Below are 23,036 nucleotides of genomic sequence, written 5' to 3'. Positions count from 1 at the left end.
TACGACAAGATCGCCCCGCGGAATGTGAGGCGGGGCGCCGACCTCACATTCCGGTGCGGTGTCTTGTCGAAGTGGTGAAGGCAGATGAGACCGAGGAGGGCTGGCGACGCCCATGACCAACCAGGCCAGGACACGGCCGGTCCGATCCAACCCTCAGCATGATCATCAGTGAGCGGCGGCAGCTGATCAATCTCGCCTACCGGCTGCTCGGCTCGCTGGCCGAGGCCGAGGATGCCGTCCAGGAGACCTACGCTCGCTGGTACGCCATGTCCCGCCAGCAGCGGGACGCCATTGCGTCCCCCGGCGCGTGGCTGACCACGGTGGCCAGCCGTATCTGTCTCAACTTGCTCAATTCGGCACGGGCCCGCCGGGAGCATTATGTGGGCGAATGGATTCCCGAGCCGCTGCCCGAACCCGCGGAGTGGGTCACCGGACGGCCGGCCGACCCGGCCGACCGGGTCACTCTGGACGAGTCGGTCAACATGGCCTTCCTCGTCGTGCTCGAATCGATGACCCCGGCCGAGCGCGTGGCGTTCATCCTTCACGATGTCTTCCGCTACTCCTTCGCGGAGGTGGCCGACATCACCGGCCGTACCCCGGCGGCATGTCGCAAGCTGGCATCCTCGGCCCGCCGTCGCATCCACGCCTCGCAGGCTCCCGTGACTCCCATGGTCCAGCAGGCCGGCGTCGTCCGGGCCTTCAAAGCGGCGTGGGAGGCCAAGGACATCGATGCCCTGATCGGGCTACTCGACCCCGACGCCACGGCGATCGCCGATAGCGGCGGCCTCGTCATGGCTTTCCTGGACCCCATCAAGGGCGCCGAGCAGATCGCGCACGGCTGGGCCGAAATCGCTAACCGAATGCCGGGCAACATGACGCTCCTGCAACGCACGGTCAACGGCCAGCCCGGTCTGGTGGCCCAGCAAGACGGCGTCACCGTGACCGTGTTCGCGTTCGAGATCGTGGGAGACCGGATCAAGCAGATCTGGGTCGTACGCAACCCGGAGAAACTCCACCCCTGGACATTGGGTTGACACTGTTCAGCCGGTGGAACGGCCGGCCAGCCGGCGGGTGTCGATTCCCCCGTCAGCGCAGAACGAGCGCAGCTCACCGCGGATCAATACGTCGCACCGGGCGAGCTGGGCCGGGTTTCGCGCGCCCGGCACCGCCATGATCGCTGCCAGCTGGTCCAGCCATGTTGAGCGGTGTCAGTCCTGGTCCGGGCATCTGTGGCCTGGTCAGGCGCTCGGGCCTGACCGTCGGCGCATCGCCCGTGCCAGCGGTGGGCCGTGAAGCGGCCGACTCCACCGATGCCAGAGTCTCCCCCACTCGACGCAGCGTCGTCCCCGCTCCCCTCGCACCGGTGCAACAGGGGTCTGCGCTGCTGGGGCCCAGACCGCCAGCAACTCCTCGTCGTCGGGATGGGGTCCGGTGCGGTAGCCGGCATCTGGACGGCCCGGTTGCGTGCGGCCAGGGGGCCGGGCGGGTCTGGTGAAGTCATCGCAGATTCCCACCACGAGCAGGTCGTGGCTCTCCACCGAGAAGCCGGCACCGGCGGGGAACTCCGCGCAACCTGCGGCGCGCAGCACGACGCGGACCTGTTCGGCCGCCCAGTCCCGGGCCGACCACAACGGCCGCACGTCCACCGCGTACCCGAACTCCGGCCCTTCCCCCTGCTCACTGGACATCACGACGTCCTCTCCCCGGTCTGGGGGGTTCCAGCGGGCGCACCGCGCCGGTCCTCAACTCTGCCGGCCCGTGGATGGTGCGATGGATGGTGAACGGCCCACGCTGTAGTCGGTGGTCAGGCCCGCCGGCGACACCTCACCTTCGGCGTAGCGGCGGCGAATGGAACGCCGCACCGGCTCGGGCAACTTGGGCTGCTTGCCCCTGAGTTTGCCGTTCTTTCGGCCAGCGCCATGCCCTCGCGGGTGCGCATGTGGCCCAGGTTCACCTCGAACTCGGTGACCACGGCATTCACAGCCTGCGGTGTTCCGGAGAAGCCCCGTCACCAGGACAGTTCGCGGAACACTCTTACAGAACACCCCCAACGTGGAGCGCCGTCGCGGCCAGGGGGCTGCGATTCGTCCAGCAGCTTCAAAACGGCGGCACAGTGTTGTGCTTGTCCGCCAGCGCTGCGCGCATTGCCGCCTCTGCGGCGCCGTCGTCGGCCGGGACGAGTTCCTCCATCGGCTGCAACGCGGCCTTGACCTAGTCCTTGGTGGCACCTGTCCACCGGGGCATGGCGTGGAGCCGTCAGGGGGATGTGTCACCGACGGCCGGGAAGGGCAGCTTGTCGACCGCGTTGCGGCGGCGGCGTTCGGGCCGCCGGTCGTAGCGGGCCGTGGTCGCCGGGGAGGCGTGCCCGACCAGATGCTGGACCGTCGCCAGGTCGACGCCCTGGTCCAGCAGGTCGCCGATGAACGTCCGGCGGAAGTCGTGCGGCGTCACCGGCGGCAGGGACGCCTGCTTGCGGCGCTTGACGACCGCGTTGCGGACGGCGGCGTCGGTCATCGGACGGTGCTGGATCGCGCCCGAGCGGTGCACCGGTTTGAACAGCGGGCCGGATGGGCGGTCATCGAGCGCCAGCCATGCGCCCAGCAGTGCGGCCGCGCTCTCGTGCACGTACTCCAGCCGCTGCTTGTCGCCCTTGCCGATGATCCGCAGGGACCGTTCGCCCGGGTTGTAGTCCTCACGGCGCAGTGCGGCGACTTCGGCACGGCGCGCGCCGGTGGTGTAGAGGACGGCCAGGAGCGCGGCGTCGCGGACGCCCGCCGGAGACCGATCCGCGGCGCAGGCGCGCAGCAGCGCGGCGAACTCGGCGGCGTGGACGCTGCGGCCGGTGGGCAGCCGCGTCCCGCGGAAGTTGCGCACCGCCGCGGCCCGCTGGTAGTCGTCGGTCGTCATCTCGCCCAGCCGCCATGCCGTCCGCAGCACACCGCGCAGCGCCGACAGGTGCAGGTTGCGGTAGGCGGGCGACCAGGGCACCGGCTCGCCGTCCGGGCCGTCCACGTTCTGGCGGCCGATCAGGCCGCGCAGCCCCGCCGTGTGCTCGGCGCGCAGCTCCGCCCACGGGAACCGCTCCCCCGGTGCTTCGCCGGGCTCGCGGCCCGACGCCGTATGGATCATCGCGGCCAGGCGATGCAGGCACGCGCTCATCGCCCGCCGCGACCGGGGACTCTCCAGTTCCGCGATGTAGACCAGGTAGGGGTTGCGCGTGTCCGCCATGGGGCGCACAGGGACGCCGGCGGCGCGCGGCTGGAGATCGTCCATGCGCGGGAGCCTAACGTAGCTGGCTTCTGAGAACGAACATTGTCGTCAGTCAGAGCTCCATGTTTTCCGCACATTCTTATTTTCTGGAAATAGAAATCTAGAAAAGCTAGGATGGAGGTGTGACGACGAGTGAGGAGACGGTGCGGCCCGCCGAGCGCGCCTGCCGCTACTGCGGCAGGCCCGTCCCCCAGCGCGAGGGACGCGGACGGCCGCGCGAATACTGCCACGAGGGCGACTGCCAGGCCCGCGCCAAACGGGAACGTGAGCTGCGCCGCGGCACGCCGGGTCTGGAAGGTGCCCTCGCGCGGGCCGAGGACCTGTACGAACGGATGGAGCAGGGCCTCGCGGCGGCCATCGCGCCGCTCGCGCAGGCCCTTGATTCGGAGCTGTCACCGCGAGGCGTCGAGGCGCGGATCAGCGCCATCCACGCCGAGGCGCAGGCGGCGGTGGCCGCCGCGCTCGCCGAGCGTGAGGACGCCGAGGCGCGCGCCGTGCAGGCCGAGCAGGCCGCGGAGAAGGCCCACGAACGCGCGCGCACCGCCCGCCAGCGCGCCCAGCAGGCCGAACGGGAACGCGACGACGCTCTGGAGAAGGCCGAGCACACGCGCTCCGAAGCCGAAACCGCCGTGCGGGCCGCGCGGGACGAGGCTGAACAGACGATCGCAGCGGTACGCGCCGACGCCGATGAGATCGTCCACCAGGCCCGCCTGGAAGCCGACCGGGTGTCCACCGAAGCGCGCGCGGAGGCCGAGCAGGCCCGCCTGGACGCTCAGGACGCGCGGTCGCGGGCCGCCGAGGCCGGACGCGCCGCCGACACCGCCCGCCGCGACGCCGAGCAGGCCAGCGTGCAGGCCGCGCAGGACAGAGAGGCCCGCGCGGAGACCGAGCGTCTCCGCGCGGCCGAGGAGGCGCGCGCCCGGGCCGCCGAACAGGAACGCGAACGCGCCGACCACCGCCTCCACGTGGCCCAGCGCGCCCGCAATGAGGCGCTCACCGCGCTGGAGGCGGCCAGGTCCGAGAACGAGCGGTACCGCCAGGACGCCGAGGTCGCGCAGGAACGGGCGAAGATCGCCCAAGCCGAGGCCGGGCGGCTTCGAGCCGACCTGGAACGCCTCCGCGACGAACTCGCCGACGCCCGCCTCGACCTGCGCGCCGAGCAGACCCGCTCCGCCGAGTTGGCCCGCGAACGCGACGCCGCCCGTGCCGAGGCCGCCGCCCAGCGCGAACGCGCCGTCACCGCCGAACTGGCCGCCCGCCCCAAACCGGCGACCTGACCCTTACCCCCACCCCGCGCGTCCAGCTGCCCCTGAGGAACAGGCAGCTACCGGATCCGGGCGCCGGCTGGACGGAAGGCCGTCGGGCTGCGCCTGCGGTGCGGCGGTTGCGGGGCTTAAGACTGACAGGAGCCGTTGGTCGATCTGGTGTCCGGTGAGCGTGTGAGCACGAGCAGCGGGAGGACACGGACGACGCTGCAGGGGCACCGGTGAAGCCTCCTCCCCTCCCCGAACAAGCCCGGCCACGCACCTCTTGCAAGGCGGTACGCGCACCCTGGCGTCTGTCATCAGCAGGTGTGTTCCGCCGCAAGGGCCCTCCACTCGGGAAGCTGCAATGAGACCCCAGAGCTCTGCGTAGTGTTCCGATTTCACCACGCTGCGATCACGTCACAGGCCCGAAGCCCTTAACTACACGGCCTTGGCCTTTAGGCAGCGGCTCCGTGGCATCCGGCCACGAAGCCTCCGTAAAACCTGTTGGCGGACCCCGGCGACCGCTGCTACCTTTCCGGAGGCCGTGCCAGAGAACGAGGAGGTGGTACCCGTGAACGCAGTATCGACATGGGTGCTCCCCTCCGGGGTCACGGTCGGGCGATAGGTCGTCCGGGAGCGCCGTTCAGAGCACTCCCGAAAGGCACGACCATGCGATTCACTTCCGAGCAGCGCCTCGACGACGGCGTCCTCGAACGCGAATTCATCCTCGGCGAGATCCCCGGCATCCTGTGGACACCCGCATCCGCACCCGCACCGGCCCCGCTGATCCTGATCGGCCACCCCGGCGGACTGCACAAGATGCGCCCCCGACTGGTGGCCCGGGCCCGGCATTCGGCGGAGTACGGCTTCGCCGCGGCCACCATCGAGCTCCCCGGGAGCGGTGACCGGCCCCGCTCGGCCGCCGCCGAGCAGGCCCGCGCCGACCTGCACCGGGCGCTGGAGGCCGGCGAGCCGGTCGACGAGGAGATCGTCGACCGGCTCGTCCTCCCGCTGGTCGAAAAGGCGGTCCCGGAATGGCAGGCCGCCCTGGACGCCCTCCTTTCGCTGCCCGAGATCGGCGGCCCGGTCGGGTACTCGGGGGGAGTGATCTCCATCGGCATCCGGCTGGCGGTGGTCGAGCCGCGCATCTCGGCCGCCGTTCTGTTCGCCGGGAGTTTCGTGCCTCGCACCCTGTTCGAGGAGGCCCGCCAGATCACCATTCCGCTGCACGTCCTGCTGCAGTGGGACGACGAAGGGAACGACCGGCAGGCGGCCCTGGACCTGTTCGACGCCTTCGGCACCAGGGAGAAGACGCTGCACGCCAATCTGGGCGGGCACACCGGCGTCCCGCAGTTCGAGGGGGACGCCGCGGCCCGGTTCTTCACCCGGCATCTGAGCTAACCGCCGACCACCCCCGCTGCCAGGCCGGCAGCAGGCGGTAGGCGGTGTCGGCCAGGACGCCGCTCATCGAGGACAGGTCCCGGCCCTCCTCGATGGCGGTGGCCGGCAGATGCACAACCGCCCCGATCGGCCGGGCGGGGCGGCGCCCGGCCACCAGCACCTCCATCAGCCGGGCCCACGCCGTGAGGCACTCGGCCCGCACCTTGCGGATCACCGGGCAGGCGGCCGTCTGCGAACCAAGCGCAACACGGAGCACCACGCCAAATTCCACACCGAATGCTGGTCACAAGCCGTAGTGATTACTACGCAGGGCTACTTGAGGTCTCATCGCAGCTTCCGAGTGGAGGGCCGCAAGGGGGCGTACCCGCTGCGGTAGCGTCTCGGCAGGGTGGAGGCGAATCGGTTCAGTTCTTGGCGAGCGCTTCGTGGCAGATCCACTGGAACAAGGTGGGGTTGTCGACAGTGGCGATCACACTGACGGTGCTGCGGACGTGGCGATCGGCGTCCAGTAGGGCCGGCATTCCGGCGGCCAAGTCGGCCCTGGAGTCCTCCCCCAGCCACCAGCCGCAAAGTAGGCGTGGGGCTTCGTAACAGTGGTCATGCGCTCGCCAGCTCGGCGGCGGCTTGTTCGTCGTGTTCACGCAGCATCCGCATGACGGTCGCGGGCGAGGGGTGTTGGCCCTTCTTCGCACTCTTGCTGATGACGAGCCGGGCGGCGATATCGCGCAGGCTCATCTCCTGCTCGCGTAAGTGGAGGGTCATGGACAGCATGGACTCGTCGGCGATGCCGGCGCCTCCGATGGTCTTGCCGCATTTGCGGGCGCTCTCGTGGCCTTCGAGGGTGCGGTCGCGGATGTACTCGCGCTCCGTGCCCGACATCGCGGCGAGCACGGCGAACACGATTCCGGAGGGCTCGTGCGAGCCCTCCAACTCCCCGGTGAGGAATTCCGGGCCGGCGTCGCCAGCCTTCATCCTCGGCGAGCATGGTGAGTTGAGGCGCCGTGTTCGTGGACGACGAGGGCGACGGCGACGCCGGAGGAGCGGATCTCTCCGGCGAGCTTGACGGCGGCCTCCAGTTCGGGGCGCATTGCGGTGCAGGCAGAGATCTTCTCGGCGAAGACCCGGGTGACCCCGGCTTCGGCGAGGGAGCCCAGTTGTGCGTCCAGGACTGGCGGGCTGTTGAGGCGCGGGCGTACCCGAGGCGGCCGGGTCCGACCGGCTCGGCGCCGGCGGGCCGAGGCAGCTCGGTCCACACTGGGCCCGGCTTACGCACGGCCGGGGGCGGCACGCTGAGAGCCTTGGCGAGTTGAGGCACCAGGCGGGAAGCGGGCGGTGCGGCACGGCGAGGCCGCAGGGGCAGCGCAGGTGGACCGCCGGACGGTCGCCTGTTTCACGAGCGACCACCTGGGAAACCCGGCCCGCGAGGCGTGTTCCGTGAAGCGGCTCCACTGGCCCCCTGTGGCGGGTAGAGGGGTGCCGTCAACGAGCGGCCGACCAAGCGCCTGGTGACCCGCCAGTAGCTTCTGTGGTGCTTAGGCCGGGGCGGGCTACGGTTGCGGTGCGGCGCGGTGTTCACCAGCTGATTCCGGCCGCCACCGGCAGGTGGTCGCTGCCGGTGGCCGGCAGCACCCGCGAGCTCTCCGGCTCCACGCCTCTGACCAGGATCTGGTCGATCCGCACCACCGGGAACTTCGCCGGCCAACTGAAGCCGAAGCCGTCCCCGGCCGCGTCCTGGGCCGAGCGCAGCTGCGAGGTGATGTCGGCGAACGCGCGGTCGTCCATGGCGCCGTTCAGGTCGCCGAGCAGCACCACCCGCTCGTTCTGCTCGGCGGCGATGGCCTTGCCGAGCGCCTGCGCGCCTCTGTCACGGTGGGCCGTCCAAAAGCCCGCCCTGGGATTCACGCGTGCGGACCCCAGGTGGGCCACATACACCGCCAGTGGTCCGTGGTCCGTGGCCACCGTGGTGCGCAGCGCCCGAGCGTAGCCCATCTTGATCTCGACCGGCTTGGTGTCCCCCAGCGGCCCAGCGTCGATCTTGATGTCGACCGGCTGGGTGTCCGACAGCGGCAGCTTGCTCCACAGCCCGACCGTGCCCTGCACCGTGTGGTACGGGTACGTCTTCGCCAGCTCCTTCTCGTACGTGCCCCGGGCCTGCTGGGCCAGCTCCTCCAGTGCCAGCACGTCCGCGCCGGAGGCGGCCAGGTCGCGGGCGGTGCCGGCCGGGTCGGGGTTGTCGGCGCCGACGTTGTGGCTGGCCACGGTGAGGTCGCTGCCCGGGTGGGACTTGTCGCCGAGCAGCCCGCCGAAGAGGTTCAGCCACACCATGACCGGCAGCAGCAGCGCGGCCACCGCGGAGGCGGAGCGGCGCCACAGCCCCCCGGCCAGCAGCACCGGGATGAACAGGCCGAACCACGGCAGGAACGTCTCCACCAGACTGCCGAGGTTCCCGATCCGGTTCGGGATCTTCGCGTGCAGCAGCATGAGCAGGCCCAGCAGCAACGCCAGTGCCGCAAGGACCAGGCCGCGCTTCCAGGGCCCCGGCCGGGAGCCGATGCGGACCGCCCGCCGGATGCCCGCGCGCCAGGTACCGGAGCCGGTATCACGGCTGCCGGCGCCGCCCTGTCCGGTCTCCGCCGTGTCCACCTGCGCCATCGTCTGCCCTCGCTCACTGCCGGTCACTTCTGCATCCTCGGGTCCTTGGCGGGGTCGGCATACATACGCGGGCAACCACGATCGATCACATTGGTGCGCAGTTCGTAGTGCCAGGGTTCGTTCCTGTAGATCTGGCACAGCCCGTACTTGGCACCATGTTCGGACAGCCATGCCGTCGCATTGGAGTGCCCGATGTCGACCGCGTCTCCCGACACGTGAGGAGACGCCGCTGCGGTGGCCACCCATCGGGCGGCCTCGTCTTCAGACCCGTACTTGGAGACCGCGTCGCGAAGAAGCTGATTTTGGTAGTCCGGGGAACGCCAGCCGTTGTTGACGTAGAACTTGACGCCCTCGTCCGCGGCGTCCGTTGCAGCCTGGCGGAGGGTCTTGAGCAGATCTGGATCGAGGTTGGCCACAGCCGGAATCGCGTTATCGAAGACCGTCACGCCGTGGGGGACGACACCGTCAGCCTCGCTGAGTGCACCACGGCGCTCACTGCGAGGAGCCTTCGAGGGTGACGCGGCCGAGGGTGAGGAGGGGGATGCGGGCGAGGAGGACTTCAAGGGTGGTGTGGGCGAGGAGGACGAGGAATTCTGCGACTGGTAGCCGAGGGTTGCCGTGATCGCTGCTATGACGACTATCAGGCCGACGACAACGAGCCAGTGAATCCGGCGGGTCGTTGTCCGCGCTGATGGTGGGGTTCTGGTCATGCTGCCAGTTAAGGCAGCGTGGTGTTGCCGGCACGTATGTGGTTTTCGATATGCCGACGATATGCGCCGGCTCGTAGCATCGAGAGCATGCGTGTGTTGATCGTCGAGGACGAGCCCTACATGGCAGAAGCCATCCGCGATGGCCTACGCCTGGAAGCGATCGCGGCCGACATCGCAGGTGACGGCGACACCGCTCTGGAACTGCTGAGCATCAACGCCTACGACATCGCCGTCCTCGACCGCGACGTCCCCGGAGCGTCCGGGGACGAGATCGCCAAACGCATCGTCGCCTCCGGCAGCGGCATGCCCATCCTCATGCTCACCGCTGCCGACCGTCTCGGCGACAAGGCCACCGGGTTCGAACTCGGTGCCGACGACTACCTCACGAAACCGTTCGAACTGCAAGAGCTCGTGCTCCGTCTCAGAGCGCTCGACCGCAGACGTGCCCACAACAGGCCTCCGGTGCGAGAGATCGCAGGTCTGCGGCTGGACCCGTTCCGCAGAGAGGTCTACCGGGATGGCCGCTACGTCGCACTGACCAGGAAGCAGTTCGCCGTGCTCGAAGTCCTCATCGCCGCCGAAGGCGGTGTGGTCAGCGCCGAAGAACTCCTGGAACGGGCATGGGATGAGAACGCCGATCCGTTCACCAACGCCGTGCGCATCACCGTCTCGGCACTGCGCAAACGGCTCGGTGAACCCTGGATCATCGCCACCGTGCCAGGCGTCGGCTACCGCATCGACACGCAACCAGAGGCCGGACACGAGGGAGGAGACCGTGGATAGAGCGCCTGGGTTGAGCGTTCGCCTCAAACTCACCCTCAGCTACGCCGGATTCCTCATGCTCGCCGGCGTCCTGCTGCTCGCGGCGGTGTGGGTGTTCCTCCTGCGTTACGTCCCCGACCGCGCGCTTCTCATCCGCTCCGGCACCCCCTTAAATGGTGTTTTTCCCATCCGGTCCAGCCTCCTGCGCGTTTTCGCTCCGAGGGCAGCCGCAGTACTGGCGTTCCTGCTGCTGTTCGGCCTCGTGGGAGGGTGGATCCTCGCCGGCCGGATGCTCGCCCCGCTGACCCGAATCGCGGACGCCACACGAATGGCCACGAACGGATCACTCTCCCACCGAATCCGGCTACCAGGCCGCAAAGATGAGTTCCGCGAACTCGCCGACGCCTTCGACACGATGCTCGCACGGCTCGAAGCACACGTCGCCGAACAGCAGAGATTCGCGGCCAACGCCTCCCACGAACTGCGGACCCCGCTGGCGGTCTCAAAGGCACTTCTCGACGTGGCCCGCACCGATCCGAACCTCGACACCGGCGAAGTCATCGACCGCCTCCACGCCGTCAACACCCGAGCGATCGACCTCACTGAAGCACTGCTCCTGCTCAGCCGCGCTGACCAGCGGTCCTTCACCCGAGAACACGTCGACCTGTCCCTCATAGCGGAAGAAGCCACCGAAGCGCTCCTCCCCCTCGCCGAGAAGCGTGGCGTCACCATCGAAACCTGCGGCGACATCACCCCCACCATCGGCTCACACGCGCTCCTGCTGCAGCTGACCGTGAACCTCGTGCAGAACGCGATCGTCCACAACCTGCCTGAACAGGGCGCCGTGCGGGTCAATACCAGCGTCCGGCCCAAGACGGTGGTGCTCACGGTCGAAAACACCGGCGAGAAGCTCACCCCACAGCTGGTCTCGACTCTCACCGAACCATTCCAGCGCGGCACCGCACGCATACGCACCGACCACGCAGGCGTCGGCCTCGGCCTGGCAATCGTCAAAACCATCACCCACGCACACGACGGAACACTCACCCTCGCCCCGCGCTCTGCGGGCGGGATCCGCATCACCGTGGAACTACCCGGATAGGCCCGCACACCGATAGGGCGTCCCACTCCCGAACGTGCCCTCAGCCGCCATGTAGCTGTGCGTGACGATGGTGACGGTGTTCGTTCGCATAAATGACCAGTCATGCGAGACCGGCGACCGGCTGGGGTCTGCGACGCCGGCGGTCGGCGCCGGCCGATGGCGCCCTGTGCGTGCCCGGCGTGCCGGGCACGCACAGGGGATCCCTTCTCTTCGTGCCGGCGGGCGGTGGCCGCGCGTCAGCCGTGGCCGGTGACGGCCTGGATCTCCCGCTCGATGATCTCCTGCAGTGGCACGCCGTCGCAGTTGGCGAGGATGACGCCGACCCAGCCGGTGTACGGGTAGATGGTCCAGTTGGCGCCGCCACCGGGGGTGGCGCCGGCGCGGCTCCACACCCACTGGCCGTTGACGAGGCTGACCGGCATCGTGTAGGCCCCGAACGACGCGTCGGCGGGGGCTGCCCGGCCGTCCCTGCCATTCACCTGGGGGGCATGGGGGATCTTGGCTCCGGTGAACAACTCGGCGTAGGGCCGGTCCAGCACCCTGCCGTCGCCCAGTGCGTGCGCGAACCGGACCAGATCCGGCGCGGTGGCGAAGCCGCCGTCCCCGGGGGCGTCGATGAAGCTACGGCCCGGGTTCTTGCCCAGTTCGTACGGGTGCGGGCTGCCCTTGTCCAGGTTGCGGACCGCGTCCACCTGGCTGCCGTCGGCCAGCGTCATGTACGGGTGCGCGATGTGCTTGTCGGTGAGCCACTGCGGCCTGGTGTAGAACGCCGTACCGGTCATGCCGCAGCGCCCGAAGATGTGTTCTTCGACGTAGTCCCAGTACGTCGTGCCGGTCACGGCCTCCACGATCAGCGCGGGGATGGCGACCTCGGCGCCGGCGTGCCACGTGGTGGGTGTGCCGGGGGGCGCCACCAGCTTCGACTGCCGGGCCCACTGCTCGTAGTACTCGTGCACCTCCTCCCGGCTCTGGAAGATGCGTTGCACATCCTCATCCGGGGTGTTCAGCCCGGAGGTGCCGGAGAGCAGGTGGTGGATGGTCACCTGCCCGGCGATCTCCTTGGTGAAGCCCTTCAGGTAGGTGCCCACCGTGTCCGACAGCCTCACCTTGCCCTGCTGTGCCAGCTGCAAGATGGCCACCGCGCCGAACGGCTTGCCCGCCGAGCTGAGGCTGAACGCGACGCCCTCGCTGTTGCGGATCCCCTTCTCCTTGTCGGCCATGCCGTAGCTGCGCGACAGCACTGTCCGGCCCCGGTGCGACAGCAGCACCACGCCGGAGAACCTGCCCTCCGCGGCCAGCTCCGCCACGTACCGGTCGTAGGCTCCGCCGGGCCGGGTGTCCGGCGGGATCGGGTCGGTCGGGGCCGGATCGGCGTGGCCGGGCTGGGCGCCCACCAGCGGTGCGCCGGCCGCCACCGCGCCGGCGGCCGCCAACCCGCCCCACCCGAGCAGCCGCCGCCGGTCGACACCACGTACGGAATCCGAGTCCATGATCACGGTCCTTTCCCGATCGGCGAACTGACCGTTGATGCGTTGTGGTCCATGCCTCCACTGAAGACGCAAGACTGTTGCGGTGGCGTATGCGATTTTCGATACGCCCGCGATACGCCCCGATTCCCGGGCATCAAGGAACTGCGGTGGACTCGGCTGACAACCGGGCCACCACCTGGACGCAGAACTTGCGCTCGAACCGCCTCCGCACGGCCCCACGATTCGCTCGACCCGGCCCGGCGGCTCAATCCGCCTGGTCCGGCAGCGTGCCGGCAGCACCGCCCGTAGCCCCTCGTCGGTCAGTACTTCCGGGCAGATCGTGGTGGCCAGCCACCCGATCAGCTCGTCTTCGTCGACGCGGGTGGACTCACGGAACCCCAACGCCTCACGGACCTGCGCCCGGTGCCGCTCGATCGACCGTCCCGCCCGGTCATAGTCGGCTGGCAAACGTCCACGCGGCGATCAGCCCTTCCGAACACAGGCACCGCGCCCCGGCACGACCGACTCGTGACGATCACGGACTATCGCGGCGGTCGATGACTCGTCTCTCGTCGCATACGGCGGGCTGGCCGCGGGCGTCCACCGATCGCCTCGGTCATCCAGGCGGACTCGTCGAGGGAGCGCTGCACGCCCCTCGGCTGAACACGGCGAGCTGGAGTACCCGAGGTGATGCTGGAAGTGCTCGCCTGGACCGGCGCCGACGCTGCTTTCATCTCCATCACCGGCGGCGAGGCGCGGCTGGCCGGCCTGCGCGTCACCATCGCCGCGCTGCCGATCGCGCACGGCTGCAACATCGGCTACACCCGGTCATCGGCTCGGCCGAGGCACTGCCCGCGACCGGCTCTCGCACGTGGATCAGACGTACCTGCACATCTGCGGATGGCCGACGCGCCCGGCTACCGCCACCAGATCAAGGCCCAGGCCAACCTGCAAGAAGGCCGCCACGCCCTGGCCCGCAGGGTCTTCCACGGCAAGAACGGACGGCTGCACCAGAACTACTAGCAGGGCATAGAAGACCAGATCGGCGCGCTCGGCCTCGTCCTCAACGCGGTCGTGCCGTTCAACACCCGCTACATGGACGCCGCCCTCACCCAGCCCCGCGCAGACGGTTTCGCCGCCCGCGACGAGGACGTGGCCTGGCTGTCGCCGCTCGTGCGGCACCACATCAACATGATGGGCCGCTAGTCCCTCCAGCTTCCGGAGATGCCCGGAGGGCTCCGTCGCTGAACCCCGCCCCGTAGCGCCCACGGCTGTCGGGGCCGGCCGCGGTCGGTCGGCCCGGCCCGCAGCACGACGAGCCGCGGGCCACGAACTGGGAACGGTTGCGCTCGGCCCGCTGATGGCCGCTACCGGGCGAGCAGTGGGAGCGCCGGGAAGGTGTGGTCCTGCCACAGCAGCCGCGAGGTCTCTTCGGGGTAGGCGGTGGTCATCGACGGCGTGTCAAAGAGCTGTGCGAGGCGGTGGTCGGTGTCATACGGAGGCCAGCCCGGGTCGCCGTGCGCGGCGAACGCCGTCCACGCTCTGCGGATCTGCGCGGACAACTCCTCCGCCGCCGGGGAGGGCGGGTCGCCGATCAACATGGCAGGCTGTCCGCTGCTCAGGTTGCCGAAGACGAGCGGCACGTCCAGGCCGTGACAGGCGCCGAGGCCACCGCCCAATCCCGGGGCGGGCCAGGTCAGTTCGTAGAGGTGGGCCTGGCCACCGCCGGCGATCTGCGCGTCGGCGAGGTGGAGGCTCGGCATGCGGAACAGCCAGTCCGCGTTGACCAGTTCGTACAGCTCCTCATCGGCCGCGGCCGGGAATGCCTCCCGGTACCGGCGCGCGCCGTCCGGGCCGGGGGCGAGCAGGTGCAGAGCGGTCTTGGTCTGCTCGTGCGTGACCTGGCCGAGCACACCGTCGATCAGGCTGAACAACCGGTGCTCGTCACGAGCGTGCCCGACGAGAAGTGCGACGTCCCGGGCGGCGCCGTCGGCCAGCGCCTGCCAAGGGGTGGCCGGCAGGACGTCACCGTCGACAACCGGTGCGAACGGGATCGGCCGGTGTGTGATCTGCCCCCAGCGCTCCCGCCATCGGACCATCTTGGCGGAGATCGCATCGCCTGCGGCGGGCAGCCGGGCCGGGGCCACCGCCGACAGGCCGGACACCGTGGGCCGTACCCCCAGCTCGGCGGCGCAGGCGGCGGCGATGTCGGCGGCCAGCCCCGGGGAGAAGAACGTCCCCGGCACGCTCTGCGCGACCGCCCGGCGGAAGAGCCCCGCGGCGCGCGGCATGGCGAGCAGCGCGGCGACCGATCCGCCGCCAGCCGACTGCCCGAAGACCGTGACCCGGTCCGGGTCGCCGCCGAACACCCGGATGTTGTTCCGCACCCACTGCAAGGCCGCGACCTGGTCGAGCAGCCCCCGGTTGGCCGGGGCTCCGTCGATCTGCGCGAAACCCTCGATACCGAGACGGTAGTTGAGGGTCACGACCACGGCTCCGCTCCCGGCCAGGCGCCCGGCGTCATATTCCGGGAGGCTGGAGTCGCCCGCGACGTAACCGCCGCCGGGGATCCACACCAATACCGGGAGCCCCGCCGCCGGACCCGGATCCGGTGTCCACACGTTGATCGTCAACCAGTCGTCGCCGGCGGTGTCCTGGGCCGCCCCGAGCATGCCGGACTGCGGTGGCGGCGGGCCGTACGCGACCGCCGGGCGCACACCATCCCAGCTGCGCACCGGCTGCGGCGCGGCGAACCGGAGGGCGTCGACCGGCGGCTCGGCGAACGGGATGCCGCGGAAGACCGCCAGGCCCGCCTCCCGGCCGCCACGGAGGACGCCGGCCGCCGTGCGGACTTCCGGCTCGGACCCGGATGGCTTGCTGGACGCGGTGACGGCCACTTTGCGGGTTTCCTTTCCGTTCCTGTTCGGCAGAGCATTCCGGTGCGCGCCATCCGCGGGCAAACCATTTAGGGGGCAGGACTGGCACGACAGCGCGGAGAGCGGCCTCGGCATGCTCAGACCAGCGCTGCTCTTCGGGCCGCACCAGGAATCCTGTGCTCACGGGCAGAGCCTCACGCCCCCGTGCCGGCTAAGCGCGAATACTCGCCGTGATCAGCATGGCGCGGATCGCTGGCTTCCGGGTGGTCCCTGCCCGGGGTCAGCGCCGGGTGTCGCCCGGTGCGTGTAACCCGGTCAGCTCGGCGGTGGCCTCGGGCGAGAGGTGGAAGTAGCGGCGCACGTTTTCGGGTTTGCGGTGCCGCGGCTTGGCCATCAGCATCAGCAGGCTGCCCCGCCCTCGCCCAGGTGCGTCAGCGCCGAATGCCCGAACTCGTGCAGGTCCCAGCCGGTGCCCGGCCCACCGAGCACGGTGTGGCCGTCCAGCAGGGCGCGGGCCCGCCCGTACGACAGGCGGACCAGCCCGGTGTCCGGGCACACGTCGCGCGGGCCGGTCACCTTCCCCGGGCCGGGACGGCGATGGGTGCAAAACACCGGCCCCGTGCCCGGCTCTTCAGCAGCCGGGCCGTCCCGGCCTCCCAGAACACCGGCGCCGGCGGCCGCCTCGCCCACACCGGCACCGCCGGGGCGTCATGGTCGCGGTCCCGGCACCATGCCAGCCACGAACCCACCGCCGCCGGCCGGGCGTTCCAGATGTTGACCGCTGCCACAAGCAACAAGCCCTCTTCGTGCACCGCCCGACGGCCTCCGCCGCAGGCCGTTGTCCGCGCCAAGACCTCAAGATCGTTCCCGAGCTCCACCCTTGCCGCCGGCTGACCAGGAGCGGCAGGGGCTTGACGCACGATCTCGCAGACTTGCGCTGGTGTCTGGGTTGGGAGTTCAGGGCCGTCTTGTGTGAAGGGCGCGCCATGGACGGCACGCCTCCTGGGGCCATGACGGCGAATGGGAGCTCGACGTGGCGTGGTTGCTCTCGCCGGGTCTTCCTTACCTGCCCGTTGCACCCGGCACCACGGGGGTCGCAGTGCAATCGGCTCGCGGTCAGTCCGATCTTCGGCGAGCCTGCTGCGTTTCGCGCAGGATCGTCCAGGCGTCCGCGACCGGGCCCACGTGGGCGAGCTTGTCGGGGTTGCTCACCGTCCGGATGGCCTGGACCTGCCCGTCGAGGATGTCGAGCGTCCAGGTGTTGATGACCTTGCCGTCGCGGTCACGGAAGATCGCCCCCGGCTGGCCGTTCACCTGGCGCGGCTCCACGACGCCGCCGATCTGGACGAATGGCGGGAGGAGCGTGGCGAGTACCCGGGCCACGTTGCCGGCACCGAAGATTCCCCTCGCCCACTGCGGAGCTTTGCCGCCGCTGTCGGCGACGATCTGCACGTCGGCGGCGAGCAGTTTCCGGAGTCCGTCGAGGTCGCCTTCGGTGAACGCGTCGAAGAACCGCGTCGCGAGTTCCTCGCGTTCTCTCCGGTCGGCCTCGAACCGGGGCCGGCCCGCGTCCATGTGGCGGCGCGCCCGCACCGCGAGCTGGCGGCACGCCGCCTCCGACCGGCCGACGGCCGAGGCGACCTCGGGGAAGCCGAACCCGAACACCTCCCGCAGGACGAACACCGCGCGCTCAAGCGGGCTGAGCCGCTCCAGCAGCAGCAACGCCGCCATCGACACCGAGTCGGCGAGTTCGGCCGAGCGCTCCGGGTCCTGGTAAGGGTCGGTGAGCAGCGGCTCGGGGAACCACGGGCCGACGTACTCTTCCCGCCGGACGCGGGCCGAGCGCAGGACGTTGATCGAGATCCGGGTGACCACGGCCGCCAGGAACGCCTTGGTCGACACGGGCTGGGTCGGGGACGCCTCGTAGCGCAGCCAGGACTCCTGCACCGCGTCCTCGGCCTCGGTCACGCTGCCCAGGATCCGGTAGGCGATCGAGAACAGCAGCGGCCGCAGCTCCTCGAACTCCTCGGCCCGGGTCACGCCAGCTCCTCCTTGAAACCCTGCCGCCACGACGGGTACCGCGGCTGCCAGCCGAGCTCCCGCTTGGCCTTGGCGTTGGAGAAGCCGCGCCCCTCAGTCATCATCACCACCGCCTGATCCCCGGCCAGCAGCCGGGCCAGCCACACCGGGACCCGCAGCGGACGCTTCGCTCCCGCGCACTTCGCCAGGTGGGGCAGCCACTCGCTCGCCGGGGCCGGTTCGTCATCGACGATGTTGAACACCCCCCGCACCTTCCGCTCCACCGCCAGCACCGTCGCGCTCGCCGCGTCGTCCAGATGGATCCACGAGCTGTGGCCGGTGCCCCGGCCCACCAGCGGGTACCGCCGCTTGCGCACCAGCTCGACCTGGTCGTCGATGGCGCCCGGCCCGTAGAACGCGCCGTAGCGCAGCACCGCGCCGCCGGCCTTGAGGACCACGTCCTCCACATGCCGCAACGCCTTCAGCCCCACGTTCGCGGCCGTCCCCTCGAGCAGGTCCAGCGGGTCCTCCTCGGTCTTCACCCATCCGCCCTCGCGGATGCCGTTCCAGGAGGCGTACCCCTGCGCGACGAAATGAGAGACGCCGGTCGCCTCGGCCGCGGCCAGCAGGTGGTCGGTGCCCTCGGTGCGCAGCCGGTTGGTCCTGGCGAACCAGCGGTCCGGATGCTTGATGTCGGGCTTGCCGGCGTGCGCCATGGAGATCGCGGTCATCTGGTGCACGACCACCTCCGGCCGGGCCCTGGCCATCGCCTCGCCGACCGACGCCGCGTCCAGCCCGTCCATCACCACACCGTCCGCACCGAACCGCTCCAGCAGGTCCAGCTTCGCCCGGCTCGTGGTGGTGGCCGTCACCTGATGCCCCCGGGCCATGAGCTGCGGCACCAACCGCTGTCCCAGGACCCCGCTCCCGCCTGCCACGAACACCCGCATGACCATCACCTTCCCGACGTAAGCGTCCGCCTTCGCCACCCGAGACAAGACAGCCCCGCCGCCTGTGACATGGGAGGGAAGAACAATCAGGAGAGCACCGCCGAACTGAGGGCGCTGACCGGCTAGAACGCAAGCGCTGCCCGCCTCATCCGCCGCTCCGAACCGCCCGCCACCACCCGCGGCCGACGTGATCCGCAGGCCCGCCGCCGGGCGATCATCCGGGCCGCGGCCGACCTGCTGGTGGAAGGCGGCGGCGATATCACCCACCGTCGGATCGCTGAGCGCGCCGACGTCCCGCTGGGGGCCACCACTTACTACTTCTCGACGCTGGATGAGCCGCGCGAGGCGGGTCTGGAACTGCTAGTGGCCGAGGCCGAGGAGGCCCTCGCCGAGATGAGGCGTCAGGCGGCCGAGGCTCAGGGCGATCCGGCGACCCTGGCCCGGCTTCTGCACGACTACCTCGGCGATCGCGATCAGCTGCGCGCCGACAGGGAGCCCTGATGCTGCACGATCCTCGATCTGGCCCTTGCCCTGTCGGCGGACCGGCGCCGCGACGAGGCGGCCCGGCGCCGCGGCGGGCGCGGACGGTCGGCTCACGCTTCACCAAGTCGAATTCGCCGGCACCCCACCGGGCCGCCCCCAGTTTCACCGGTACCTCTCGCAGAGATGTTCCTCAGCCCCGATCCGGGCGCCGCACGGGCTGGGCGGGTGGCCGTCGGGCTGCGCCCGCGGTGCGGTGGTCGTGACGTTCAGGGGCGGGGGTGGTTCTGCGGGACACGATGGTGTGGTGTTCGGTGATCCAGCGGGCGGCGAGCAGACCGGAGCCGGCGGTCAGGGCGGCGGCGGCGAGGACGGTGGCGTTGAGGCCAAGGGTGTCGGCCAGGACGCCGGCGACCAGGGCGCCGGCGGCGTAGCCGATGTCGCGCCAGAACCGGTAGGTGCCCAGGGCGTTGGCGCGCCAACTGGGGTGGGCGTGGTCGGAGACGGCGGCGATCAGGGCCGGGTAGACCATGGCGGTGCCGATCCCGAGGGCGATGGCCGACAGGATGCCCGCCGCCAGCGGCCAGTCCAGCAGCACCAGGGCGAGGACGAGTCCCGCGGCCTGGACGAGCATCCCGGTCACGATGAGGGGTTTGCGGCCGATGCGGTCGGCCAGGTGCCCGGTGGGAATCTGGCCGAGGCCCCACAGCAGCGGGTAGAGGCCCTTGATCAGGCCGACGGCGGCCAGGCCGAGACCATGGTCGGTGAACAGCAGCGGATAGACACCCCAGGTCAGACCGTCGTTGAGGTTGTTGACCAGCCCGGCCTGGCTGGTGCCGCGCAGGGAGCGGTCCCGCCAGGAGGTCCGCGCGAACGTGGTGGCCAGGCCGGCTCTGTCACCGGTGGTGGCGGGCCTGGGATGCTGGGCCAGTTCCAGTGCGACATGCCCGGCGGTGTCACGCACGATCAACGACAGGACCAGCCCGGCGGCCACGAACACCACGCCGATGAGCTCGGGGGCGGGCCGCAGGCCGTACCTGGTGGCCAGGTAGCCGGTGATCAGGGCGGTGGCGCCGACCGAGACGTAGCCGGCCGCCTCGTTCAGGCCGGTGGCCAGGCCGCGGCGGGCGGGCCCGACCAGATCGATCTTCATGTTGACGGTCATCGACCAGGTCAGTCCCTGGTTGATGCCCAGCAGCACGTTGGCGGCGACGATCCAGCCCCAGGACGGCGCCCACGCCAGCACGAACGGCACCGGGACGCCGATGACCCAGCCCGCCAGCAGCAGCCGCTTGCGGCGGAAGCGGGCGGTCAGCGCCCCGGCGGCCAGGTTGGTCAGCGCCTTGGTCACCCCGAAGGCGATGATGAACGAGAACACCACCAGGTCGCTGGTCAGGCCGAAGACGTCGGCGCCGATCAGCGGGACGGTGGTGCGCTCCAGTCCGACCAGGCCGCCCACGGCGATGTTCACGATGACCAGCAGCGTGAACTGCGGCCAGTTCTCGCGCAGCCCCAGCCGTACGGTCCTGCCGGCCGGCGTCTTTGCGGTGGTGCTCATCGGGTGCCTCCCGGGAGGCCCTGCTCCGGGCGCCGGCCGTGGGCGGCGGTCATGGCGCGCTCGCCGTGGCCGCGGGTGACGAACGGGGTGGTGGCCTGGGAATCACCGTCGGCGAGCAGCGCCTTGACCTGCCCGGCGTCCACGGGCAGGGCGTGGCCGTCCCCCGGATCGACCAGGCGGGAGTTGTTGCCCGGCCCCTCATCGGCCAGCGGCAGCAAATGATCGTCGGCAAAGCCCACGGTGTTCCTCCAGGATCGGTGCGGGGTGTGCGATGCCGCGCACTGAAACCATCTATTACAATATTCCATGGATCTATGGAGGATAGCGGATGGAGACCCAATCCCTGGCCAAGGCGCACCTGTACGAGGCGTTCGCGGCCGCGGGCAAGGCGCTTGCGAGCGGTAAACGGCTGGAGTTGCTGGACCTGCTGGCCCAGGGCGAGCGCACCGTCGACGCGCTCGCCCGGGCGGCCGGGCTGAACCTGACGACCGCCTCGGCGCACCTGCAGACGCTCAAGCAGGCCGGGTTCGTGGCCACCCGCCGCGAGGGGGTGCGCATCCACTACCGGCTCGCCGGCGACGACGTTGCCCGGCTCCTGGCGCTGCTGCGCAAGGTCGCCGAGACCCACCAGGCCACCGTCCCCGCCGCCCTGGACGCCTATCTCGGCCGGGACGGCGCGGCGGAGGTCACCCGGGACGAGCTGAGCGCCCGCGTGCGGGGCGGGGCCGTGGCGGCCGGGGAGGTTCTGGTGCTGGACGTGCGGCCGGAGGAGGAGTACCGGGCCGGCCACATCCCCGGCGCCGTCTCGATCCCGGTCGGCGAGCTGGCCAACCGGATCAGCGAACTGCCCGCCGACACCGAGATCGTGGTGTACTGCCGCGGCGAGTACTGCGTGCTGGCCTACGACGCGGTACGGCTGCTGACCGGCCGCGGCCACCGGGCCGTCCGCCTCAGCGACGGCATGCTGGAGTGGCGTTTGGCCGACCTGCCCGTCGACGCCGTGGAACCGGGGTGTCGATGAGACTGCTGTCGCCAGGGGCACGCATTGGTGTCGGCCCAGGCCAGAGGAATTGCTTGGAGGTCCCGCGAGGTCTCTGCCAGGCGGTTGCAAACCGTGCCGCCGCTCCGGACGAGCCGCACCATTCGTCCGGCCAGCCGGGTTTCACCGTGCAGCCGATGCGGCGGGCGGTACGCGGCGCCGCAGGACGAGGTACCGGCCGGTCAGCCCTATGGCGAACATGACCGTGCCGGCGAGTACGGATTGCCAGGGCAGGGCGGCGACCAGGGTCAGGCAGCCGGCGAGGCCGAGCAGGTTGAGCCCGCGCGGCCAGCGGCGGTCGGGCGCGGGCTGGGTGAACGCGGAGGCGTTGGCGATGGCGTAGTAGACCAGCACGCCGAACGAGGAGAAGCCGATCACGCCGCGCAGGTCGACGGTGGCGACCAGGGCGCTGACGACGATCGCCAGCACGATCTCGGCGCGGTGCGGCACCCGGTGGCGGGGATGGACGGCGGCGAGCGCGCCGGGCAGGTCGCGGTGGCGGGCCATGGCCAGGGTCGTGCGCCCGATGCCGGCGATCAGCGCCAGCAGCGCGCCCAGTGCCGCGAGCGCCGCACCCACCCGCACCACCGGGGCCAGGGCGCCGGCGCCCGCCGCCTCGACCGCGGTGGTCAGCGGCGCGGTCGAGGCGGCGAGCCGGTCCGGTCCCGCGGCCAGCAGCGCCGCGACCCCGACCGTCAGGTAGACGGCCACGGTGATGAACAGGGCGATCGGGATCGCGCGGGGAATGGTGCGGCGCGGATCGCGGACCTCCTCCCCCATGGTGGCGATGCGGGCGTAGCCGGCGAACGCGAAGAACAGCAGGCCCGCGGACTGCAGGACGCCGTAGGCGCCGCCGGCCCGCCAGCCGTCCAGGTGCGCCGCGCCGGCGTGCCCGCCCGCCGTGATGCCCGCGACGACGACGGCCAGGGCGGTCAGGCTGGTGGCGACGAGCACGCGGGTGAGCAGGGCGGTCTTGGTGACGCCGTGGTAGTTGAGCGCGGCCAGCCCCAGCACGGCCGCGACGGCGGCGGCGCGCTGGGCCCACCAGGGGCCGGGCACCGCGTAGACGGCGAAGGTGAGGGCCATGGCAGCGCACGAGGCGGTCTTGCCCACCACGAAACCCCATCCGGCCGTGAACCCCCACCAGTGGCCCAGGCGCTCGCGGCCGTAGATGTAGGTGCCTCCGGACGTCGGATGCACCGCCGCCAATTGCGCGGACGCGGCCGCGTTGCAGTATGCGATCACTGCGGCGATCACCAGGCCGATCAGCAGGCCGGTGCCGGCGGCACGGGCGGCGGGGCCGAACGCGGCGAACACCCCCGCCCCGATCATCGACCCGAGCCCGATCATCACCGCGTCCCCGGTGCCCAGGCGGCGCGCGAGGCGGTCACCGCCGGGCGACGGCTCCGGTCCGGGCACCAGCCCACCTCCTCGACGGCTATTCCATCAAACGCGATTGATGTACCGCACTAAGCACGGCGCCGTCGAGCCGAGCCGCCCC

General features: G+C 70.8%; 22 protein-coding genes and 1 pseudogene. 8 read left to right on the top strand and 15 right to left on the bottom strand.

The window, feature by feature from the left end; genetic code table 11:
• The first annotated feature begins 158 nt into the window (after window positions 1–158).
• Complete coding sequence (gene sigJ, locus AF1_RS14885; RefSeq protein WP_067798372.1) at window positions 159–1,034, top strand: RNA polymerase sigma factor SigJ; 876 nt, start codon at window positions 159–161, stop codon at window positions 1,032–1,034.
• A gap of 204 nt (window positions 1,035–1,238) precedes the next feature.
• Here sigJ and AF1_RS34385 read toward each other — a convergent pair whose 3' ends face one another.
• Together AF1_RS34385 and AF1_RS14880 are read right to left on the bottom strand one after the other, a co-directional pair.
• Complete coding sequence (locus AF1_RS34385) at window positions 1,239–1,688, bottom strand: hypothetical protein (RefSeq protein ID WP_157419199.1); 450 nt, start codon at window positions 1,686–1,688, stop codon at window positions 1,239–1,241.
• 568 nt (window positions 1,689–2,256) lie between these two features.
• Window positions 2,257–3,273, bottom strand: a complete 1,017-nt coding sequence (locus AF1_RS14880; protein WP_242608946.1) for a tyrosine-type recombinase/integrase — start codon at window positions 3,271–3,273, stop codon at window positions 2,257–2,259.
• 119 nt (window positions 3,274–3,392) lie between these two features.
• Here AF1_RS14880 and AF1_RS14875 point away from each other — a divergent pair, with 119 nt between their 5' ends.
• Both AF1_RS14875 and AF1_RS14870 read left to right on the top strand, forming a co-directional pair.
• A complete protein-coding gene (locus AF1_RS14875) occupies window positions 3,393–4,547 on the top strand; it encodes a coiled-coil domain-containing protein (RefSeq protein WP_067798370.1) in 1,155 nt (384 codons plus the stop codon).
• Between the two features lie 639 nt (window positions 4,548–5,186).
• The gene (locus AF1_RS14870; protein WP_067798367.1) at window positions 5,187–5,918 is read left to right on the top strand and encodes a dienelactone hydrolase family protein; all 732 of its coding nucleotides are present in this window, start codon (window positions 5,187–5,189) and stop codon (window positions 5,916–5,918) included.
• Here AF1_RS14870 and AF1_RS14865 read toward each other — a convergent pair.
• The 4 genes from AF1_RS14865 to AF1_RS36355 form a co-directional block, all read right to left on the bottom strand.
• On the bottom strand, window positions 5,899–6,177 hold the full coding sequence (locus AF1_RS14865) for a hypothetical protein (RefSeq protein ID WP_067798364.1): 279 nt from the start codon (window positions 6,175–6,177) through the stop codon (window positions 5,899–5,901). The genes AF1_RS14870 and AF1_RS14865 overlap by 20 nt on opposite strands.
• Before the next feature lie 338 nt (window positions 6,178–6,515).
• The gene (locus tag AF1_RS35845; RefSeq protein WP_207394146.1) at window positions 6,516–6,890 is read right to left on the bottom strand and encodes a serine integrase family protein; all 375 of its coding nucleotides are present in this window, start codon (window positions 6,888–6,890) and stop codon (window positions 6,516–6,518) included.
• A gap of 600 nt (window positions 6,891–7,490) precedes the next feature.
• Window positions 7,491–8,597, bottom strand: coding sequence for an endonuclease/exonuclease/phosphatase family protein (locus AF1_RS14855; protein ID WP_242608947.1), 1,107 nt, complete (start codon window positions 8,595–8,597; stop codon window positions 7,491–7,493).
• Entirely contained in the window at window positions 8,594–9,016 is a 423-nt protein-coding gene (locus AF1_RS36355; RefSeq protein ID WP_242608948.1) for a M15 family metallopeptidase, read from the bottom strand. The genes AF1_RS14855 and AF1_RS36355 overlap by 4 nt, the downstream gene beginning before the upstream one ends.
• 351 nt (window positions 9,017–9,367) lie before the next feature.
• On the opposite strand from AF1_RS36355, the gene AF1_RS14845 reads away from it, so the two are divergent.
• Window positions 9,368–10,063, top strand: a complete 696-nt coding sequence (locus tag AF1_RS14845; RefSeq protein WP_067798358.1) for a response regulator transcription factor — start codon at window positions 9,368–9,370, stop codon at window positions 10,061–10,063.
• Window positions 10,056–11,144 carry a sensor histidine kinase gene (locus tag AF1_RS14840; protein ID WP_084262904.1) on the top strand — a complete coding sequence of 363 codons (1,089 nt, stop codon included), beginning with the start codon at window positions 10,056–10,058 and terminating at the stop codon, window positions 11,142–11,144. The genes AF1_RS14845 and AF1_RS14840 overlap by 8 nt, the downstream gene beginning before the upstream one ends.
• Before the next feature lie 236 nt (window positions 11,145–11,380).
• Here the strand turns inward: AF1_RS14840 and AF1_RS14835 are convergent, their stop codons facing one another.
• Window positions 11,381–12,634, bottom strand: a complete 1,254-nt coding sequence (locus tag AF1_RS14835; RefSeq protein ID WP_067798352.1) for a serine hydrolase domain-containing protein — start codon at window positions 12,632–12,634, stop codon at window positions 11,381–11,383.
• Between the two features lie 669 nt (window positions 12,635–13,303).
• Here AF1_RS14835 and AF1_RS36350 point away from each other — a divergent pair.
• Window positions 13,304–13,819 (top strand): annotated as a pseudogene (locus tag AF1_RS36350) (Tn3 family transposase).
• A gap of 161 nt (window positions 13,820–13,980) precedes the next feature.
• Here the strand turns inward: AF1_RS36350 and AF1_RS14825 are convergent.
• From AF1_RS14825 to AF1_RS14815, 5 genes are all read right to left on the bottom strand, one after another.
• Window positions 13,981–15,510, bottom strand: coding sequence for a carboxylesterase/lipase family protein (locus tag AF1_RS14825; protein ID WP_067798346.1), 1,530 nt, complete (start codon window positions 15,508–15,510; stop codon window positions 13,981–13,983).
• 378 nt (window positions 15,511–15,888) lie between these two features.
• A complete protein-coding gene (locus AF1_RS35830; protein WP_207394148.1) occupies window positions 15,889–16,065 on the bottom strand; it encodes a hypothetical protein in 177 nt (58 codons plus the stop codon).
• Window positions 16,062–16,286: a hypothetical protein gene (locus AF1_RS34375; RefSeq protein WP_131732850.1), complete on the bottom strand. Its 225-nt coding sequence runs from the start codon at window positions 16,284–16,286 to the stop codon at window positions 16,062–16,064. The genes AF1_RS35830 and AF1_RS34375 overlap by 4 nt, the downstream gene beginning before the upstream one ends.
• 319 nt (window positions 16,287–16,605) lie before the next feature.
• Window positions 16,606–17,529 (bottom strand): RNA polymerase sigma-70 factor, encoded by a 924-nt coding sequence (locus AF1_RS14820; protein ID WP_067798343.1) that lies wholly within the window; start codon window positions 17,527–17,529, stop codon window positions 16,606–16,608.
• Window positions 17,526–18,458, bottom strand: a complete 933-nt coding sequence (locus AF1_RS14815; RefSeq protein ID WP_067798386.1) for an NAD-dependent epimerase/dehydratase family protein — start codon at window positions 18,456–18,458, stop codon at window positions 17,526–17,528. The genes AF1_RS14820 and AF1_RS14815 overlap by 4 nt, the downstream gene beginning before the upstream one ends.
• A gap of 240 nt (window positions 18,459–18,698) precedes the next feature.
• Here AF1_RS14815 and AF1_RS14810 point away from each other — a divergent pair, with 240 nt between their 5' ends.
• Window positions 18,699–18,959, top strand: coding sequence for a hypothetical protein (locus AF1_RS14810; protein WP_067798340.1), 261 nt, complete (start codon window positions 18,699–18,701; stop codon window positions 18,957–18,959).
• A 172-nt stretch (window positions 18,960–19,131) separates the two neighbouring features.
• On the opposite strand, the gene AF1_RS14805 is transcribed toward AF1_RS14810, so the two are convergent.
• Window positions 19,132–20,496, bottom strand: a complete 1,365-nt coding sequence (locus AF1_RS14805) for an MFS transporter (protein WP_084262902.1) — start codon at window positions 20,494–20,496, stop codon at window positions 19,132–19,134.
• Complete coding sequence (locus AF1_RS14800; RefSeq protein ID WP_131732851.1) at window positions 20,493–20,735, bottom strand: hypothetical protein; 243 nt, start codon at window positions 20,733–20,735, stop codon at window positions 20,493–20,495. Before AF1_RS14800 ends, AF1_RS14805 begins: the two co-directional genes overlap by 4 nt.
• Window positions 20,736–20,824: 89 nt before the next feature.
• On the opposite strand from AF1_RS14800, the gene AF1_RS14795 reads away from it, so the two are divergent.
• Complete coding sequence (locus AF1_RS14795; protein WP_067798334.1) at window positions 20,825–21,517, top strand: ArsR/SmtB family transcription factor; 693 nt, start codon at window positions 20,825–20,827, stop codon at window positions 21,515–21,517.
• Between the two features lie 141 nt (window positions 21,518–21,658).
• Here AF1_RS14795 and AF1_RS14790 read toward each other — a convergent pair whose 3' ends face one another.
• Window positions 21,659–22,954: an APC family permease gene (locus tag AF1_RS14790; protein ID WP_255218809.1), complete on the bottom strand. Its 1,296-nt coding sequence runs from the start codon at window positions 22,952–22,954 to the stop codon at window positions 21,659–21,661.
• Window positions 22,955–23,036 lie beyond the last annotated feature (82 nt).

This window comes from Actinomadura formosensis NBRC 14204, from assembly GCF_001552155.1.
Classification (GTDB): domain Bacteria; phylum Actinomycetota; class Actinomycetes; order Streptosporangiales; family Streptosporangiaceae; genus Spirillospora; species Spirillospora formosensis.
This window is presented reverse-complemented; position numbering and strand designations above follow the sequence as displayed.

Coding starts and splice junctions, on each gene's coding strand:
- AF1_RS34385 (WP_157419199.1), bottom strand. CDS start 1,688: ATGTCCAGTGAGCAGGGGGAAGGGCCGGAGTTCGGGTACGCGGTGGAC.
- AF1_RS14880 (WP_242608946.1), bottom strand. CDS start 3,273: ATGGACGATCTCCAGCCGCGCGCCGCCGGCGTCCCTGTGCGCCCCATG.
- AF1_RS14870 (WP_067798367.1), top strand. CDS start 5,187: ATGCGATTCACTTCCGAGCAGCGCCTCGACGACGGCGTCCTCGAACGC.
- AF1_RS14815 (WP_067798386.1), bottom strand. CDS start 18,458: ATGCGGGTGTTCGTGGCAGGCGGGAGCGGGGTCCTGGGACAGCGGTTG.
- AF1_RS14835 (WP_067798352.1), bottom strand. CDS start 12,634: ATGGACTCGGATTCCGTACGTGGTGTCGACCGGCGGCGGCTGCTCGGG.
- AF1_RS14805 (WP_084262902.1), bottom strand. CDS start 20,496: ATGAGCACCACCGCAAAGACGCCGGCCGGCAGGACCGTACGGCTGGGG.
- AF1_RS14845 (WP_067798358.1), top strand. CDS start 9,368: ATGCGTGTGTTGATCGTCGAGGACGAGCCCTACATGGCAGAAGCCATC.
- AF1_RS35845 (WP_207394146.1), bottom strand. CDS start 6,890: ATGAAGGCTGGCGACGCCGGCCCGGAATTCCTCACCGGGGAGTTGGAG.
- sigJ (WP_067798372.1), top strand. CDS start 159: ATGATCATCAGTGAGCGGCGGCAGCTGATCAATCTCGCCTACCGGCTG.
- AF1_RS14795 (WP_067798334.1), top strand. CDS start 20,825: ATGGAGACCCAATCCCTGGCCAAGGCGCACCTGTACGAGGCGTTCGCG.